Annotated in this window: 18 protein-coding genes, 1 tRNA gene and 1 pseudogene; 10 read left to right on the top strand and 10 right to left on the bottom strand. The window is 70.7% G+C overall.

The annotated features are described in order from the left end of the window. The first annotated feature begins 24 nt into the window (after nucleotides 1-24). The 5 genes from eno to FSW06_RS00115 all read left to right on the top strand — a co-directional run bounded on the left by eno (nucleotide 25) and on the right by FSW06_RS00115 (nucleotide 3,570). On the top strand, nucleotides 25-1,305 hold the full coding sequence (gene eno, locus FSW06_RS00095; protein ID WP_010119452.1) for a phosphopyruvate hydratase: 1,281 nt from the start codon (nucleotides 25-27) through the stop codon (nucleotides 1,303-1,305). A 30-nt stretch (nucleotides 1,306-1,335) separates the two neighbouring features. Then, the gene (locus FSW06_RS00100; RefSeq protein WP_010119451.1) at nucleotides 1,336-1,980 is read left to right on the top strand and encodes an FtsB family cell division protein; all 645 of its coding nucleotides are present in this window, start codon (nucleotides 1,336-1,338) and stop codon (nucleotides 1,978-1,980) included. A gap of 1 nt (nucleotide 1,981) precedes the next feature. Then, nucleotides 1,982-2,533, top strand: coding sequence for a DUF501 domain-containing protein (locus tag FSW06_RS00105; RefSeq protein ID WP_010119449.1), 552 nt, complete (start codon nucleotides 1,982-1,984; stop codon nucleotides 2,531-2,533). Beyond that, nucleotides 2,530-3,489 carry a Ppx/GppA phosphatase family protein gene (locus FSW06_RS00110; protein WP_010119448.1) on the top strand — a complete coding sequence of 320 codons (960 nt, stop codon included), beginning with the start codon at nucleotides 2,530-2,532 and terminating at the stop codon, nucleotides 3,487-3,489. Before FSW06_RS00105 ends, FSW06_RS00110 begins: the two co-directional genes overlap by 4 nt. Before the next feature lie 7 nt (nucleotides 3,490-3,496). After that, nucleotides 3,497-3,570: transfer RNA gene (locus tag FSW06_RS00115), tRNA-Leu, on the top strand. Nucleotides 3,571-3,594: 24 nt separating this feature from the next. Here the strand turns inward: FSW06_RS00115 and FSW06_RS00120 are convergent. From FSW06_RS00120 to FSW06_RS00130, 3 genes are all read right to left on the bottom strand, one after another. Beyond that, nucleotides 3,595-4,659: a hypothetical protein gene (locus FSW06_RS00120; protein WP_010119447.1), complete on the bottom strand. Its 1,065-nt coding sequence runs from the start codon at nucleotides 4,657-4,659 to the stop codon at nucleotides 3,595-3,597. A 20-nt stretch (nucleotides 4,660-4,679) separates the two neighbouring features. Next, on the bottom strand, nucleotides 4,680-5,045 hold the full coding sequence (locus tag FSW06_RS00125; protein WP_010119443.1) for a hypothetical protein: 366 nt from the start codon (nucleotides 5,043-5,045) through the stop codon (nucleotides 4,680-4,682). Between the two features lie 144 nt (nucleotides 5,046-5,189). Beyond that, complete coding sequence (locus tag FSW06_RS00130) at nucleotides 5,190-5,765, bottom strand: LmrA/YxaF family transcription factor (RefSeq protein WP_010119442.1); 576 nt, start codon at nucleotides 5,763-5,765, stop codon at nucleotides 5,190-5,192. A gap of 61 nt (nucleotides 5,766-5,826) precedes the next feature. On the opposite strand from FSW06_RS00130, the gene FSW06_RS00135 reads away from it, so the two are divergent. From FSW06_RS00135 to FSW06_RS00150, 4 genes are read left to right on the top strand one after another with little or no spacing between them, the layout of a single operon-like run. Continuing rightward, nucleotides 5,827-6,285 (top strand): PaaI family thioesterase, encoded by a 459-nt coding sequence (locus tag FSW06_RS00135; RefSeq protein WP_010119440.1) that lies wholly within the window; start codon nucleotides 5,827-5,829, stop codon nucleotides 6,283-6,285. Nucleotides 6,286-6,311: 26 nt separating this feature from the next. Further along, nucleotides 6,312-7,253, top strand: a complete 942-nt coding sequence (locus tag FSW06_RS00140) for a thioredoxin domain-containing protein (protein WP_010119438.1) — start codon at nucleotides 6,312-6,314, stop codon at nucleotides 7,251-7,253. 31 nt (nucleotides 7,254-7,284) lie between these two features. After that, entirely contained in the window at nucleotides 7,285-7,917 is a 633-nt protein-coding gene (locus FSW06_RS00145) for a LysE family translocator (protein ID WP_010119437.1), read from the top strand. An 18-nt stretch (nucleotides 7,918-7,935) separates the two neighbouring features. After that, nucleotides 7,936-8,688, top strand: coding sequence for a sulfite exporter TauE/SafE family protein (locus FSW06_RS00150; protein ID WP_010119436.1), 753 nt, complete (start codon nucleotides 7,936-7,938; stop codon nucleotides 8,686-8,688). On the opposite strand, the gene FSW06_RS00155 is transcribed toward FSW06_RS00150, so the two are convergent. From FSW06_RS00155 to FSW06_RS00185, 7 genes are all read right to left on the bottom strand, one after another. Further along, nucleotides 8,685-9,437 carry an SCO1664 family protein gene (locus tag FSW06_RS00155; protein WP_010119435.1) on the bottom strand — a complete coding sequence of 251 codons (753 nt, stop codon included), beginning with the start codon at nucleotides 9,435-9,437 and terminating at the stop codon, nucleotides 8,685-8,687. The two genes, FSW06_RS00150 and FSW06_RS00155, sit on opposite strands and share 4 nt — an antisense overlap. A gap of 9 nt (nucleotides 9,438-9,446) precedes the next feature. Further along, nucleotides 9,447-9,986: a DUF3090 domain-containing protein gene (locus FSW06_RS00160; RefSeq protein WP_010119434.1), complete on the bottom strand. Its 540-nt coding sequence runs from the start codon at nucleotides 9,984-9,986 to the stop codon at nucleotides 9,447-9,449. A 10-nt stretch (nucleotides 9,987-9,996) separates the two neighbouring features. Further along, a complete protein-coding gene (locus FSW06_RS00165) occupies nucleotides 9,997-10,698 on the bottom strand; it encodes an MSMEG_4193 family putative phosphomutase (RefSeq protein WP_010119432.1) in 702 nt (233 codons plus the stop codon). Between the two features lie 16 nt (nucleotides 10,699-10,714). Further along, the gene (locus FSW06_RS00170; RefSeq protein WP_010119431.1) at nucleotides 10,715-11,233 is read right to left on the bottom strand and encodes a methylated-DNA--[protein]-cysteine S-methyltransferase; all 519 of its coding nucleotides are present in this window, start codon (nucleotides 11,231-11,233) and stop codon (nucleotides 10,715-10,717) included. Beyond that, nucleotides 11,230-11,886 carry a haloacid dehalogenase-like hydrolase gene (locus FSW06_RS00175; protein WP_029449106.1) on the bottom strand — a complete coding sequence of 219 codons (657 nt, stop codon included), beginning with the start codon at nucleotides 11,884-11,886 and terminating at the stop codon, nucleotides 11,230-11,232. The genes FSW06_RS00170 and FSW06_RS00175 overlap by 4 nt, the downstream gene beginning before the upstream one ends. 2 nt (nucleotides 11,887-11,888) lie before the next feature. Next, nucleotides 11,889-12,698, bottom strand: a complete 810-nt coding sequence (locus FSW06_RS00180) for a siderophore-interacting protein (RefSeq protein ID WP_010119427.1) — start codon at nucleotides 12,696-12,698, stop codon at nucleotides 11,889-11,891. A 149-nt stretch (nucleotides 12,699-12,847) separates the two neighbouring features. Then, complete coding sequence (locus FSW06_RS00185) at nucleotides 12,848-13,408, bottom strand: hypothetical protein (RefSeq protein ID WP_193345945.1); 561 nt, start codon at nucleotides 13,406-13,408, stop codon at nucleotides 12,848-12,850. On the opposite strand from FSW06_RS00185, the pseudogene FSW06_RS15020 reads away from it, so the two are divergent. Beyond that, nucleotides 13,295-13,576 (top strand): annotated as a pseudogene (locus tag FSW06_RS15020) (TetR-like C-terminal domain-containing protein); the annotation flags it as partial. The gene FSW06_RS00185 and the pseudogene FSW06_RS15020 sit on opposite strands and share 114 nt — an antisense overlap. Nucleotides 13,577-13,610 lie beyond the last annotated feature (34 nt).

Here is a 13,610-nt window from a genome sequence, read left to right on the forward strand (position 1 = left end):
CCAGCCGAGGAGGCTGACACTCACATGGCCGAAATCATGCAGATCATCGCCCGCGAGATCCTCGATTCGCGCGGTAACCCGACTGTCGAGGTCGAGGTGTTCCTGGAGGACGGCAGCATCGGCCGTGCCGACGTCCCCTCGGGCGCCTCCACCGGTGTCCACGAGGCCCACGAGCTGCGTGACGGCGGCGACCGCTACCTCGGCAAGGGCGTCCGGCAGGCCGTGGCCTTCGTCAACGACGAGATCGACGAGGCCCTCGTCGGCTACGAGGCCGACGACCAGCGCCTCATCGACGAGAAGCTCATCGAGCTCGACGGCACCCCGAACAAGTCCCACTTCGGCGCCAACGCCATCCTCGGTGTGTCCCTCGCGGTGGCGAAGGCCGCCGCTGAGTCCGCCGGCCTGCACCTGTTCCGCTACGTCGGCGGCCCGAACGGCCACGTGCTGCCGGTCCCGATGATGAACATCCTCAACGGCGGCGCCCACGCCGACTCCGGCGTGGATGTCCAGGAGTTCATGATCGCCCCGATCGGAGCGGCCACCTTCTCCGAGGCGCTGCGCACCGGTGCGGAGGTCTACCACTCGCTGAAGAAGGTCATCAAGGACAAGGGCCTGTCCACCGGGCTCGGCGACGAGGGTGGTTTCGCCCCCTCCGTCGGCTCCACCCGTGAGGCCCTCGACCTCATCGACGAGGCCGTCACCGCCGCCGGCTACACCCTGGGTAAGGATGTCGCCCTGGCGCTCGACGTCGCGGCGTCCGAATTCTACGAGGACGGCGTCTACAACTTCGAGGGCGGGAAGCACTCCGCCGCCGAGATGGCGCAGGTCTACAAGGAGCTCGTCGACGAGTACGCGCTGGTCTCCATCGAGGACCCGCTGAACGAGGACGACTGGGAGGGCTGGGCCACCCTGACCGCCGAGATCGGCGACAAGGTGCAGCTGGTCGGTGACGACCTCTTCGTCACCAACCCCGAGCGGCTGCAGGAGGGCATCGACAAGCACGTCGCCAACGCGCTGCTGGTCAAGGTCAACCAGATCGGTACCCTCACCGAGACGCTGGACGCCGTCGCGCTGGCCCACAACAACGGTTACCGCTCGATGATGTCGCACCGTTCCGGTGAGACCGAGGACACCACCATCGCGGACCTCGCCGTCGCCCTGAACTGCGGCCAGATCAAGACCGGTGCCCCGGCCCGCTCCGAGCGCGTCGCCAAGTACAACCAGCTGCTGCGCATCGAGAGCTACCTCGAGGGTGCCGCGGTCTACGCCGGTGCGTCCGCCTTCCCGCGGTTCACTGCCAAGTAGTCCGGCGGACGCGGGCTAGAATCGGCGGTCATGGGTACGAAGGACGAGGAATCGCAGCAGGCGCCGGCGGGACTGCCGGAGCCGCGGTCCCGGGAGAACCGGACCCGTCGGGCCCGTGCCGCCAAGGCCGCGCCGAAGCGGCTCGCCCGTTCTTTCGTCGAACTGCCGAAGAAGGCGAACCCGCTGGTCGCCCTCACCGTCATCGTCGTCGTGACGGTCATGGCGCTCACTGTCGCCCAGCCGTTGCGCAACTACTTCCAGCAGAAGGCCGATCTCGCCCAGGTCAACGCCAAGATCGACGACCAGATCCAGCAGCGCCAGGACCTGTCGGATGAACTGAACCGCTACCGCGACGAGAACTACGTCAAGGAGCAGGCCCGGGTCCGCCTGGGGGTCGTGGAACCGGGGGAGACCGCCTACCGGCTGACCGACCCGAAGATCGACGCCGGTGCCACCGGCGCCCCCGGTGCCGGTGAGGCGCCGGAGGACCGGGGTGACGGCGACAAGGACAATCCCTGGTACACGCGGCTGTGGGGGTCGGTCAGCACCCCCGACCACACCGTGCCCGACAAGAACAAGGACGAGGGTGACGACGGGGACGGGAAACCGACCTCGGAGAACCTGCCCATCGACCCGAACCAGCCGGCCCCTGAACCGGCACCCGAACAGGAGTGACGTGACTGTCAGCGAGCAGGACTTCGAGACGATGTCGCGCCAGTTGGGGCGGAAGCTCCGCGGCGCTCTCGAGGTCTCGTACCGGACCCCCGACGGGGTCCCGGCCGTGGTGAAGACCGCGCCGAAACTACCGGACGGCACGCCGTTCCCGACGCTCTACTACCTCACCGATCCGCGGTTGACCGCCGAGGCGTCCCGCCTGGAGGTCGCCGGGGTGATGCGGACGATGCAGGCACGGCTGGGTGAGGACGCTGCGCTGGCCGCCGACTATCTCGCCGCACACGAGCACTATCTCGCCGAGCGGAACGCGATCGAGGATCTCGGTACGGACTTCTCCGGGGGCGGGATGCCGGACCGGGTGAAGTGCCTGCACGTCCTCATCGCCTATGCGCTGGCGGAGGGGCCGGACCGGGTCCGACTCGGCACCGAAGCCGTGGCGCTGGCTGCGGCGAACAATCCGGGGCTGTCCGGCACCGCCATCCCGGCGGACTGGCCGACGCTTGAAGCGCTCGGCACCTCGGTCGCGGCGGCCTTCGAGGAGACGGCCGAATGAGCACGTTCGCGGCGATCGACTGCGGGACGAACTCCATCCGGCTGCTGATCTCCCGGGTGGAGGCCGACGGAACGCTGACCGAGCTCAACCGGGACAACGTCATCGTCCGCCTGGGGCAGGGTGTGGACGCCACCGGGCGTTTCGCCGGGGAGGCGCTGGCCCGGGTGGACGACGCCCTGGGGGTCTACGCCGACCGGATGGTGGAGTTCGGTGTGCGTGACGTGATCATGGGGGCGACCTCGGCGACCCGTGACGCGGCGAACCGGGAGGAGTTCTTCGACATCACCCGTCGGCATCTCGGCCGGGTACGACCGGGTGCGCAGGCGGAGGTTGTCTCGGGGACCCGGGAGGCGGAGCTGTCCTTCGCGGGGGCGGTGCTGGACCTCGGGGCCGATGTCGTCGACGATCCGGCCGAGCACATCCTCGTCATCGACCTGGGCGGTGGTTCCACCGAGTTCGTGGTGGACGCCGGTCGGGGCGGCGCGTACTCCACGCAGATGGGGTGTGTGCGGCTGACCGAACGGTTCCTGCACTCCGATCCGCCGGCCGCCGACGAGATCGCTGCGGCGGGGGACTATGTCGCCGCGCAGCTGGCACTGGCCGCCGGTGAGGTGGATTTCGCTGCGGTGACGCGGGTGGTCGGAGTGGCGGGCACGATGACGACACTGTGTGCCGCGCACCTCGGGCTGGCCTCGTACGATCCGGAGCGGACGCATATGGCGTCCCTGCCGCTGGCGGGGTTCCGTGACACGGCCCGGCGGATGCTGTCGGAGACGGTGGCGCAGCGGCGGGCGTACCCGGTCATGCACCCGGGGCGTGCCGATGTCATCGGCGGCGGGTGCGTGGTGCTCGACGCGGTGACGACCCGGTTCCTGGAGCAGGGGTTGGAGACCATCACGGTCAGTGAGAAGGATATTCTGGACGGGCTGCTCGCGGAGGTTGTCGCGCGGCAGTAGCGCCTTGGCCCCCATAGCCCAATTGGCAGAGGCGGCGGACTTAAAATCCGCGCAGTGTCGGTTCGAGTCCGACTGGGGGTACAGATTCCGGGTCTCCTTCGCCGGTCAGAAGGGGATTTTCTCGTTGCCTTCCTGTCGTGCCGCCGCCATGGCGGCGGCGGTGCGGGCCCGGTGGGCTGCCAGGGCCTCCTGGTGTTCGGTGCGGGCGGCGGTGCGGCGCTGCAGTCGCTGGTCGAAGGTCAGGTCGGCGTCCGCCAGGGGACCGGTGGGGCGGGTGACGACCCGGTGGCCGTCGCCGAGGCTCGTGACGTGGGTCGAGCCGTCGGGGAAGGTCGTGTAGTCGAGCAGGCCGCGGGTCTTGGCGTTGTGGCATGCCCGGCAGAGCTGCTGGGTGGCCCAGGTGGTCGTCGTCGGGGCGCTGTTGTCGGTGTTGTCGCTGCTGTTGGCGGCTTCGTCGACACGGTGGATATGGTCGGTGTCGCACTCGGCGGCGTCGCGTCGGCAGGCGGGCCCGCGGCAGGTGCCGTCGACGCCGATGCGCAGTGCGCGCTGGTTGTCGGTGACGAACCGGCCGTCGGTCGCGGAGTGCCCGGGCACCGCAAGGTGGGTGACGCGGGCGGTCCAGCGGTCGGTCGCGACGGAGGAGAGCCAGGTGTTCTCGAAGTGCATGGTGCCGCTGTCGAGGTTGCGGTAGCAGTTCAGGGTGACCGAGACATCACCGGCGGCGCCGTGGACCAGTTCGGCGAAGGCTTTCGCGCGGCTGGTGTGGTGGGCGGCCGCGACCGCGTCGACGATGCGGAGCGTGCCGGTCGCCTCGTCGGGGGTCATGGTGACGTGAAATGTGGTGGTGTGCGCGTCGCGGGTGTCGACGGTGAAATCGAGCTGGTGGGCGGGGTCGGCGGGCAGCGGTCCGTCCGTGTCGGGATCGGGTGGCAGGGCGGAGGGATCATGCTGACCGACGATCTCGGTGACACTCCGGCGCAGGACACGGGGACCGGGGACGACCTGCCGGCCGCGCGTGGGGGTGAGTGCCTCAGCGAGGTCGGCATCGACGGCGGCGAGGTGGTCCTCGCCGACGGTCGCCGTGACGTCGGCGAGGATCCGCACCAGGTCGAGGCCGAAGGCACCGCAGGCCAGGGCATCCGCCGTGGCAGGGAGACGGGTGAGCATGGTGCCGATGTCGCAGTAGGTCAGGGCTTTTCCCCGGGGTCGGTGGCGAGGCGGGTGATGGTCCGACCGACCTCGTCGGCGCCGGCAGGGGTGGTGGAGGCCGCGATGGCGAGTTCGGCGCAGTTGGCCGCGACCTTGGCGCGGGCCGCGGGGCCGGCGTCGTCGGCGAGTGGCGCCCAGGATCCGTCGATGTCGAGGACCGCCATCTCCAGGACGCGGTCGTCGACGGTCCGGCAGGTGGGACGGTCGACTGTCGGGGTGGCGAGAGTGGTGGTGATGTCGGCGATGCAGTCGGCGATGTCGTGGCGGTAGAACTCGAATGCGTGGGCGAGAAGAAGTTTGTCGGTGTAGAAGGCGGGTGCGGTGGTGGTGGCTGCTGTTGTCACGGTATCCCCCGTGGTGACGTCGGTAGCGGAGAGAGTTGCGGTGGTGGCGTCCTGCTCGTGTGTCCGACTGTACCGGCGTCCGGAAGATAGTTCAACCGTTCTAATAATATGTGGTCGATGTCGGTGCCCGTCGACGGTCCGCAGTCACCACGCCGTGCCCGCGATAATGCGGACGCACATGTCGGCGGCGGCGTCCAGCGGGTAGGGGGACCGCCGGACACGCGCGAGGGTGAGAGCTCCTTCGACCGAGCTGATGAGGAAGGACGCGGTGACGGTCGCCGACGCGGGGGCGTATCCCACGCGGACGAGCGCCGCGGCGAGCGCGGCAGTCCAGTCGCGGACGACCTCCGCTGCCGTGGCGTGCAGTTCCGGGGACTCGGCGGGATCCTGGACGGCCGCCCAGACCGGACAACCGGCCCGGAACCCGGTGGCGGTGAGCCGGTCGCGGAACCGGGTGCAGAAGTCGGTGACGATCACCGCCGGATCGGTGTCGGCGTCGTCGGCGGCACGGAGCCGGTCGGTGACGGAGGCGCCGACGGTGCGGACGGCGTCCTGCAGGAGCTCGTCGCGGCCGCCGGGGAAGTGGTGGCGGACCGATCCACGTGGCGCGTCGGTGCGTTCGAGGACGGCGGCGACGGTGGTGCCGGCCACCCCGTTCTCGGCGAGCAGGGCGGCGGCCCCGGCGATCATGCGGTCTTTTGTGTCGGTCCGTGCACCCATGACTGTCCTCTCCGTTATGCTATGCCGCATAGCATAACGGAAAACGACAGGGAGATACACCATGCCCAAGTTCAGCCCGACCACCATGCGCCGCTTCATGTCCTGGTGGCCGCCGTACCTCGGCGCCGGGATCCGGGTCGAACGCATCGAGGAGGACGGCTCCCGGGTCGTCACCAGCCACACCCCGCGGCTGCTGACGAAGAACATCGTCAACACCGCGTTCGGCGGCACCATCCAGTCGATGACCGACCCCTTCTTCATGTACATGTCGATGGTCCGGCTCGGCGGCGCGTACAACGTGTGGGACGTCGAGGCGGACGTGACCTTCCGCAAACCCGGCCGCGGGAAGATCGTCGCCGACATGCGCACCGACGACGCGACCTTCGACCTCATCCGGGAGAAGACCGCCGACGGCTCGAAGTACCTGCACTGGTTCGAAGTCGACGTCGTCGACGGAGACGGAGACGTGGTCGCCACGGTGCGCCGCCGCGTGTACTTCCGCCGGAAGAAGCGCGACTGAATCCCGCGCGCCTACAGTGGGCGGCGATGGAGCACCACCACGATCCCTGCAGTCCCGGCCGCACTGACGCGGACGCCACCCCGCCGGACGCCGCCCCGCCGGTCCGGGAGGTGTCACCGGTCATCGAGGTCACCCCGTTCTCCCTGGAGTCCGAGGTCATCGCCCGGTCCGCGCAGATCCCGGTCGTCCTGCTGATCGGGTCCCCGGTCGACCCCGGGACGTCGGCGCTGCGCCGCGATCTGGTGGCACGGGCCGGGGACGCGGGACTGCAGTGGATCCTCGGCATCGTCGACGCCGACCGGTTCCCCGCAATCGTCGGGCGGCTGCGGCCGGCGTCCCTGCCGTCGGTCAGCGTGATCGCCGACGGGACCGGTGTCGCCGTCTGGACGCCCGCCGACGCGTCCGGTGCCGACGGCGTGGACTGCGGTGACTGGATCGGGCAGGTGGTGGCGCAGGTGACCCCGCGACTGGCGGGGCTTCCGGCGGACACGGTGGTCGCCGGGACCGGCTCCGGCCGTGCAGAGACCGCAGACGTCACCGCCGATCCACGGATGGCGGAGGCTGCGCGGCTCGTCGGCGAAGGGGACGCCGCGCAGGCGGTGAGGGTCTACGACCGGATGCTCGCCGAGAACCCGGGGCCGACGGCCACCGCGGTCCTCCGCCAGGCCCAGGCCGCGGTGGCCGTGCTCGCGCGGACGAAGGACATGGACCGCGCCGCGGTCCTCGCCGCTGTCGCGGATGCGCGCACCGGAGCGACGGTGGAGGTGCCACGGCTGCTGCGGGCGGCGGACGTCCTCGTCCTGCTCGACCGCCCGGCCGAGGCGGTGGACCTGCTGTCGGCGGCCCTGGCGGCACAGGGCGGGGGAGAGGACCTCCGCGCCCGGACCGTCGAACTCTGCCGGCTGCTGGACCGGGACGCGCCCGCCGCACGACGGGCCCGCGGGAGGATCGCCGCCGCACTGTTCTGAGCCGGACCGCCCGACAGCTATCCTGGCAGGCGTGATCACCGTCTCCCAGCTCGGCGCCATGATCCTGGCCTGCGTGGTCCTCATCGCCGTCCCCGGCCCCTCCGTCATGTTCGTGGTCGGCCGCGCGCTGAGCCACGGCCGCAACGTCGCCCTGCTCACCGCGGTCGGCAATGCGCTGGGCTGCTACACCGCGGGCGTTCTCGTCGCCGTCGGCCTGGGGCCGCTGCTCGAACGCTGGGACCTGCTGTTCCAGGTCTTCAAATGGGGCGGGGTGCTGTTCCTCATCTGGTTGGGCATCCAGGCGGTCCGGCACGCCGGACCGGTGGGGGAGCCGGAGGCCGGACGGGTCGAGGGGGCGTCCTCCCGGTGGAAGGCGGTCCGCGCCGGGGCGCTCGTCGGATTCACCAACCCGAAGAACCTCGTGATGTTCACCGTCATCGTCCCGCAGTTCATGAATCCGGACGCCGGCAACATGGTGCTGCAGATGATCCTGCTCGGCCTCGTCCCGCTGTCCGTCGGCCTGGTGTGCGACAGCCTGTGGGCGCTCACCGCCGCCACCGCCCGCGGCTGGCTCACCGGCTCGGCGAAACGGATGACCGCGGTGCAGCGGGCCGGCGGTGTGTCCGTCATCGCGGTGGGTGCCTCGGTGGCGGTGACCGGGTAGGGACTAGCGTCTTACCCCGTGCTCACCGTCGCTGTCGTCCTGATCGCCGCCGTCCTCATCGGCGCGGTCCTCCAACGCATCACCGGCATGGGCCTCGGCCTCGTCGCCGGGCCGGTCCTCTCGGTGGCACTCGGCCCGGCCGCGGGAGTGACCGTGGTCAACGGTCTGTCGGTCGTCAACGCGGCGAACAACGCCTGGGCGGTGCGCGCCAGGACCGACTGGCGGCGCTTCGGCTACCTCGCCGGCGGCCTGGTGCTCGGCTCCGTGCCGGCGGCCTTCGTCGTCACCGCGATCGACGGCCCCTGGCTGCTCATCACCGTCGGCCTGCTGGTCATGGCGGCGCTGGGTGTGACGATGGTGAAGACCGAGCGGCCGCGGATCAGCCCCCGGGCCCGCGTGCCCATGGTCGTCACCGGTGTGGCCGGGGGATTCATGAGCACGCTGGTGGGCATCGCCGCGCCCGCGTTCACCATCTACTCGCGGATCACCGGCTGGGACTACCGCGACTTCGTAGCGACGCTGCACCCGGTGATCCTCATCGCCAACACCGTCTCCTTCGTCGTCAAGCTCATCGTCCTGGGCGGTGTGGACGTGGGCGGACTGCCGTGGTGGATCTGGGCGGTGGCGCTCGTGACGATCTTCATCGGGGCGTGGTTCGGCGACCGGCTCAACGACCGGATGTCGAGTGAGGGGATGCGGAAACTGGCGACGCTGCTCGCCTTCGCCGGGGCGGGGACCCTGCTGGTCGAGGGACTCGTCGAGCTGTTCTAGAACACCGGCCAGGGGACCGCGGGCATGTCGCCGGCGGGACCGGGGAAGACCGGCTCCGCCAGCAGCACCTCGCAGCGCCGGGCCAGGGCCACGACCTCGTCGGCGGACAGCAGCTCACCGAGCCGTGCACCGAAGTCGGCGTCCAGTGCGGTGCGGACGCCCGCCACCGCGTCCTGCTCCGCCGCGGTGAGTGCCGAACCCGTCCAGCCCCACAGCACCGTGCGCAGACGCGGGGCGGTGTGGAAGGTCAGGCCGTGGTCCACCCCGAACCGGTGCCCGTCGGCCATCGCGAGGATGTGCGCCCCCTTGCGGTCGGCGTTGTTGGCGAGCACGTCGAACAGTGCCATCCGGCGGAGCTCCGGACTGTCCTCGTGGACGACGGAGACCGGGGTCTCGTCCGGGGTCAGCCCGTCGAGGACATGGTGCCAGCCGTCCGGGATCTCACCGGCGGGGACGAGGTCGACCGGGTCCTGCGCCGGGTCGACCTCCTGCCACAACTGCAGCATCCCCGGGCCGAACGGGCCGTCCCCGGACCAGGTGCGCGGGACGATGTCCCAGCCCAGCTGCTCCGACAGGACATAGGCCGCGACCTCCCGCGCGGCGAGCGTGTGGTCGGGGAAGTCCCACAGCGGCTGTTCGCCACGCACCGGCTTGTACACGACCTCGGTCCCCGCCCCGTCGCCGAGCCGGGCGAGGAACGTCGCGTTCGAGGCGGTGGTGATCCGCCCCGTCAGTTCCAGCTCTGCCACGGTGCGCCGCTACTGCCGGGAGCCACGGCCCGCGGCGACGATCGCCCGGGTGCGGTCGACGAAGGCACGGGCCGCCCCGACGGGGATCCGCACGATGACGACCTCCTCGGGCTCCGCCTCCTCGACGGCGGCGGCGAGGGCGTCCTCGTCCAGGTCGGCGGGGTCGAGGGACCCGTCGATGTCGCCGGCGTCCAGCTCGACGACCGGGGCGGCCTCGATGACGACCTGCGCGGTCGTCGGATCCCATCCCAGGGTGAGTACACCGACCCGGAACTCGTCGTCGAGAGGCAGATCCAGAGGATCATCGTCTATCAGCTCGACCGGCGTCTCGTCCGGCACATGGTGCGGGTTACCGTCGCGGTCGCGCAGGGTGGTGAGCAGGTCGTCGATGCCTTCGGCGAGCGCCGCGGACTGCTGCTTCTCCAGTGAGACGCTCATCGTGACGCCCCGGTCGCGGACCTGCAGGAAGAACGTCCGGTCACCGGGCAGGCCCACGGTGCCGACGACGAAGCGGTCGGGCCAGTCGAATCCGTGTGTGGTGGTGGGCATGGTGACGAGTCTAATGCCCTTTGCCGCCGCCCACCTGTGCACCGTCCTGTGAACCACCCTGTGAACCGGCCGCGGCCAGCCACGACAGGTCGCCGGCGGTGGTGTTCACGCAGAGCACGTGCGGGCCGGCGTCCGTGTAACTGATGACGGTGACGGACGCCGGATCGGCGTGGACCCGCTGGAAATTGTCGAAGGGCATCCCGTAGGCGTCCGCGACGACGGCCTTGATGATGTCGCCGTGGCTCACCGCCGCCCAGACCGCCGCCCCGCCGTGCTCCTCACCGATCCGGGCATCGTGGGCACGGACCGCGGCGACGGCGCGGGCCTGCATGTCCGGCAGCGACTCCCCACCCGGGAACACCGCCTGCGTGGGATGCGCGGTCACCGTCTTCCACAGCGGTTCGGCGGCGAGCTCCGCCAGCGGCCGGTTCTGCCAGTCGCCGTAGTCGCACTCCAGCAGTCCCGGCTCCGGCACCAGGACCGCGGGGGAGGTGGCGTGCTGCCGGGCCAGAATCGCCTGCGCGGTCTGCCGGGTGCGCTCCAGTGGGCTGGCGACGACGGCCGCCAACGGCACCGGGGCGAGCCGGTCGGCGGTACGCTGCGCCTGGTCACGCCCGGTCGCGTCGAGCAGGACGCCGGGGGTGCGGCCGGCCAGGACGCCCGCGGTGTTCGCCGTGCTGCGGCCGTGGCGGACGAGAATGAGGGTGGGCATGGTTCCCGAGGATAGGTCAGTGGCCTGATTCCAGAGCGAGCAGGAACTTCTTGGCGTCCGTTCCGCCGCGATAGCCGCCGAGGCCGCCGTCGGTGCGCAGGACACGGTGACAGGGCACGATGACGGGCAGCGGGTTCGTCGCACACGCTGTGCCGACGGCCCGGACCGCCTTCGGGTTGCCGACGGCCTCCGCCACCTCGCGGTAGGTGGCGGTGCGCCCGTAGGGGATGGTGCTCAGATACTGCTGGACGTGCTGTCGGAAGGTACGGTCCGGCCGGTCCAGCGGCAGGTCGAAGTCGCGCCGGGTGCCGGCGAAATACTCGTCGAGCTGGGTGGCCGTGGCCGTCAGCGTGGCGTCCGCCGGATCCTCGGTGACGGTGGCACCGGACGCCGCGAGCTCATCGAGCACTGTGCCCCAGTCGCCGGAGCTCTCTGACCCGAAGGCGACGCGCACGAGTCCGGTCGGGGAGGACGCCAGCAGCAGCCGGCCGATCGGGGACCCGACCGTGCGCCAGGCGATGGTGGTGGAGGTCATGGGACCACGGTAGCGGAGCGGGTGGCGACCCCGGCATCCCGGAACTTCTGCCCGGTTCTCCGGGATGCCCCGATGAGCACCACGGTTGCTGCGGCGCGGGCGGTGGGCAGGTCTGAGAAGGAGTCCGTCACGAACTCGGCGCCGGCCAGGTCGATCCCCAGCTCCCGGAGCGCCCCGGCCTTCCGTTCGCCGAGCCGGTGGTCGGTGACGTCGATGCCGGTCGGGGTCGCCGACAGTTCGGAGGCGGAGAGCAGGTCGTAGGGGACGCCGGCCCGGTTCAGCAGCGCTGCCGCGAGCCGTCGTTCGGTCGCCGTGGCGATGACGATGGTGGCGTCCTGTGCTTTCTGGTGGCGGATGCGCGCGACGGCGGAACGGCGGATCCAGGTGCGGCCGGCTCCGACGCGGCGTCCGAAATTCTCCACCCGGACCGTGAAGTCTTCCTCGGAGAGTCCGCGCAGGGCGATCCGCGCGATGCGGACGCCGGTCCGTCGGCGGAACTCCTCGTCCCGGCTGAGGAATCTCCGGACGGCGAGAGGGATCGCGGGGACGAGCCGCAGCGGCCTCCGGCACAGCTGCTCGATGGTGAAGGTGGTGAACGTGTCCCGTGTGGTGATCACGCCGTCCAGGTCGTAGACGACCACTTTGGTACTCATGGTCAGCTCGGCGCCGACTTCCCGATCTTCCAGTACCCGCTGAAGGTCACGTTCGCCTTCGGGACGCCGCAGTCGTTGACGAGGTGGCGACGGACACCCTTGATGAGCGCGGACTCGCCGACGGTGAAGGCGTAGAGGTCGGCGGAGATGCTCAGCTCCCGCAGGGCGGGAAGGGCGAGGGCGCCCGGGTCATCCGAGGGCTTCCGCACCAGCCAGTGCACGGTCACACCCTCGGGGGCGGCGTCGTCCTGCCGGTCCCTCTCGTCGAAGACCTCGATGATCGCGTGGCCGGTGGCGTCCCGCGGCATGTCGCGGAGGACGCCGAGGGCGGCGGCCATGCCGCTCTCATCGGTCACGATGAGGGACTGCGCAGCGGGGACGGGTTTCCAGCCGCAGCCCTGGTCCACGAGGGCGACGGGTGCGCCGGGTTCCGCGGACACCGCCCAGGGGCCGGCGACGCCGGAGTCGCCGTGGATGACGAAGTCCACGTCCAGCTCCGCCGACTGTCCGTCGGTGGCCGGGCGGAAGTCACGGACGGTGTAGTTGCGGATGGTCGGACGGGTGCCCCTGGGCATCGCCATGAACTTCAGCAGGGTGCCGAAGGTGAACTTCGAGGGGACCTTATCGAGCCGGTCGCCGTCGCGCACCGGGATCGCCAGCCGGAACCACTGGTCGAAGCCGAGGGGGACGAACGTGTCGAGGTCCTCGCCCGAGAAGGTCACCCGGTGCATGTGGGGCGTGACGCGTTCGCTGCGCGCCACGCGGGTCCGGACGAGTCCTGAGTCTGCGTGGGTGATGCCGATGTTCGGCATGGATTTTCCTCCGGGGATTGGTCAGGTTTGCCTCACCGACGGTACATGTCCTGTCGCCGCGGAACGCGCACCGGTGTCCGGGTTTTCCGTCCTGACGCGAGTTGACCCGATTCTGCTCCTGCCACGCGACGGACCGGAGCCGATCCGGGTCAGCTCGCGTCGGCGGTGAGGGTCCTGCGGATCTCGAACGGGTCAGTCCGGGCCTTCCGCTGCCGCCCGCACCGCCCGACGTCCTTCGCGGCCAGGCCGCCGACCTTCGCGATCCACCGGTCACCCTTGGTGTCGGACGCCGTGCGCACCGGCGAGAACCGGGTGACATGTACCGGGGAGAAGCCGCAGAACGTCAACGTGGAACGGGCGACCTGCTTTCTGGTCGGGTTGCCCTGGACGAGTGCGAGGTAGAAGCCGGGGGAGTCCGCCGGCATGATGAACCTGGCGGAGCGGCCGGCGCCGTGGGGCAGGCCGAGGTGGAGGACCGGGTCGAAGTCGAGCTCGCGCAGGGTGAGCCGCTCGACGGCGGCTCCGGTCCGTGCTGCGGCATCCGCGTAGGCGTCCGCCAGGCCGGCGGTGAGGGAGGAGCGCTCGGGGTGGCGTGCATGGAACGTTTCGTCGACCGCCAACGCGCGGCCGTGGCGGCGGCGTCCAACGGGCGGGACGCCCTGCGTGACCAGGGGATCGCCTACGTCCGCTACGCCGCCGAGGAACCGCACGCCTTCGAGCTGATCTTCGACCCCACGATCTGCCCGCCGGGGAACCCCGGACCGGGCACGGCGGAGCTGGTGAAGGAGAACCTGGCGATGCTGGCGTCCTGCGTGGCGAGGGCGCAGGAGGAAGGCCTGTTCGCCGGGTCGGACACCGCCGAGGTCTCCACCGCGATGTGGGGGACCGTGCACGGGCTCGCCCATCTGGTCA

The organism is Corynebacterium nuruki S6-4 (assembly GCF_007970465.1).
Classification (GTDB): Bacteria; Actinomycetota; Actinomycetes; order Mycobacteriales; family Mycobacteriaceae; genus Corynebacterium; species Corynebacterium nuruki.

Bases quoted from the DNA above. Each gene is read 5' to 3' on its own strand.
- FSW06_RS00175 (WP_029449106.1), bottom strand. From the start codon at position 11,886: ATGAGTACCAAAGTGGTCGTCTACGACCTGGACGGCGTGATCACCACA.
- FSW06_RS00120 (WP_010119447.1), bottom strand. From the start codon at position 4,659: ATGCTCACCCGTCTCCCTGCCACGGCGGATGCCCTGGCCTGCGGTGCC.
- FSW06_RS00180 (WP_010119427.1), bottom strand. From the start codon at position 12,698: ATGCCGAACATCGGCATCACCCACGCAGACTCAGGACTCGTCCGGACC.
- FSW06_RS00170 (WP_010119431.1), bottom strand. From the start codon at position 11,233: ATGACCTCCACCACCATCGCCTGGCGCACGGTCGGGTCCCCGATCGGC.
- FSW06_RS00140 (WP_010119438.1), top strand. From the start codon at position 6,312: ATGGAGCACCACCACGATCCCTGCAGTCCCGGCCGCACTGACGCGGAC.
- FSW06_RS00135 (WP_010119440.1), top strand. From the start codon at position 5,827: ATGCCCAAGTTCAGCCCGACCACCATGCGCCGCTTCATGTCCTGGTGG.
- FSW06_RS00100 (WP_010119451.1), top strand. From the start codon at position 1,336: ATGGGTACGAAGGACGAGGAATCGCAGCAGGCGCCGGCGGGACTGCCG.
- FSW06_RS00110 (WP_010119448.1), top strand. From the start codon at position 2,530: ATGAGCACGTTCGCGGCGATCGACTGCGGGACGAACTCCATCCGGCTG.
- FSW06_RS00130 (WP_010119442.1), bottom strand. From the start codon at position 5,765: ATGGGTGCACGGACCGACACAAAAGACCGCATGATCGCCGGGGCCGCC.
- FSW06_RS00165 (WP_010119432.1), bottom strand. From the start codon at position 10,698: ATGCCCACCCTCATTCTCGTCCGCCACGGCCGCAGCACGGCGAACACC.
- eno (WP_010119452.1), top strand. From the start codon at position 25: ATGGCCGAAATCATGCAGATCATCGCCCGCGAGATCCTCGATTCGCGC.
- FSW06_RS00160 (WP_010119434.1), bottom strand. From the start codon at position 9,986: ATGCCCACCACCACACACGGATTCGACTGGCCCGACCGCTTCGTCGTC.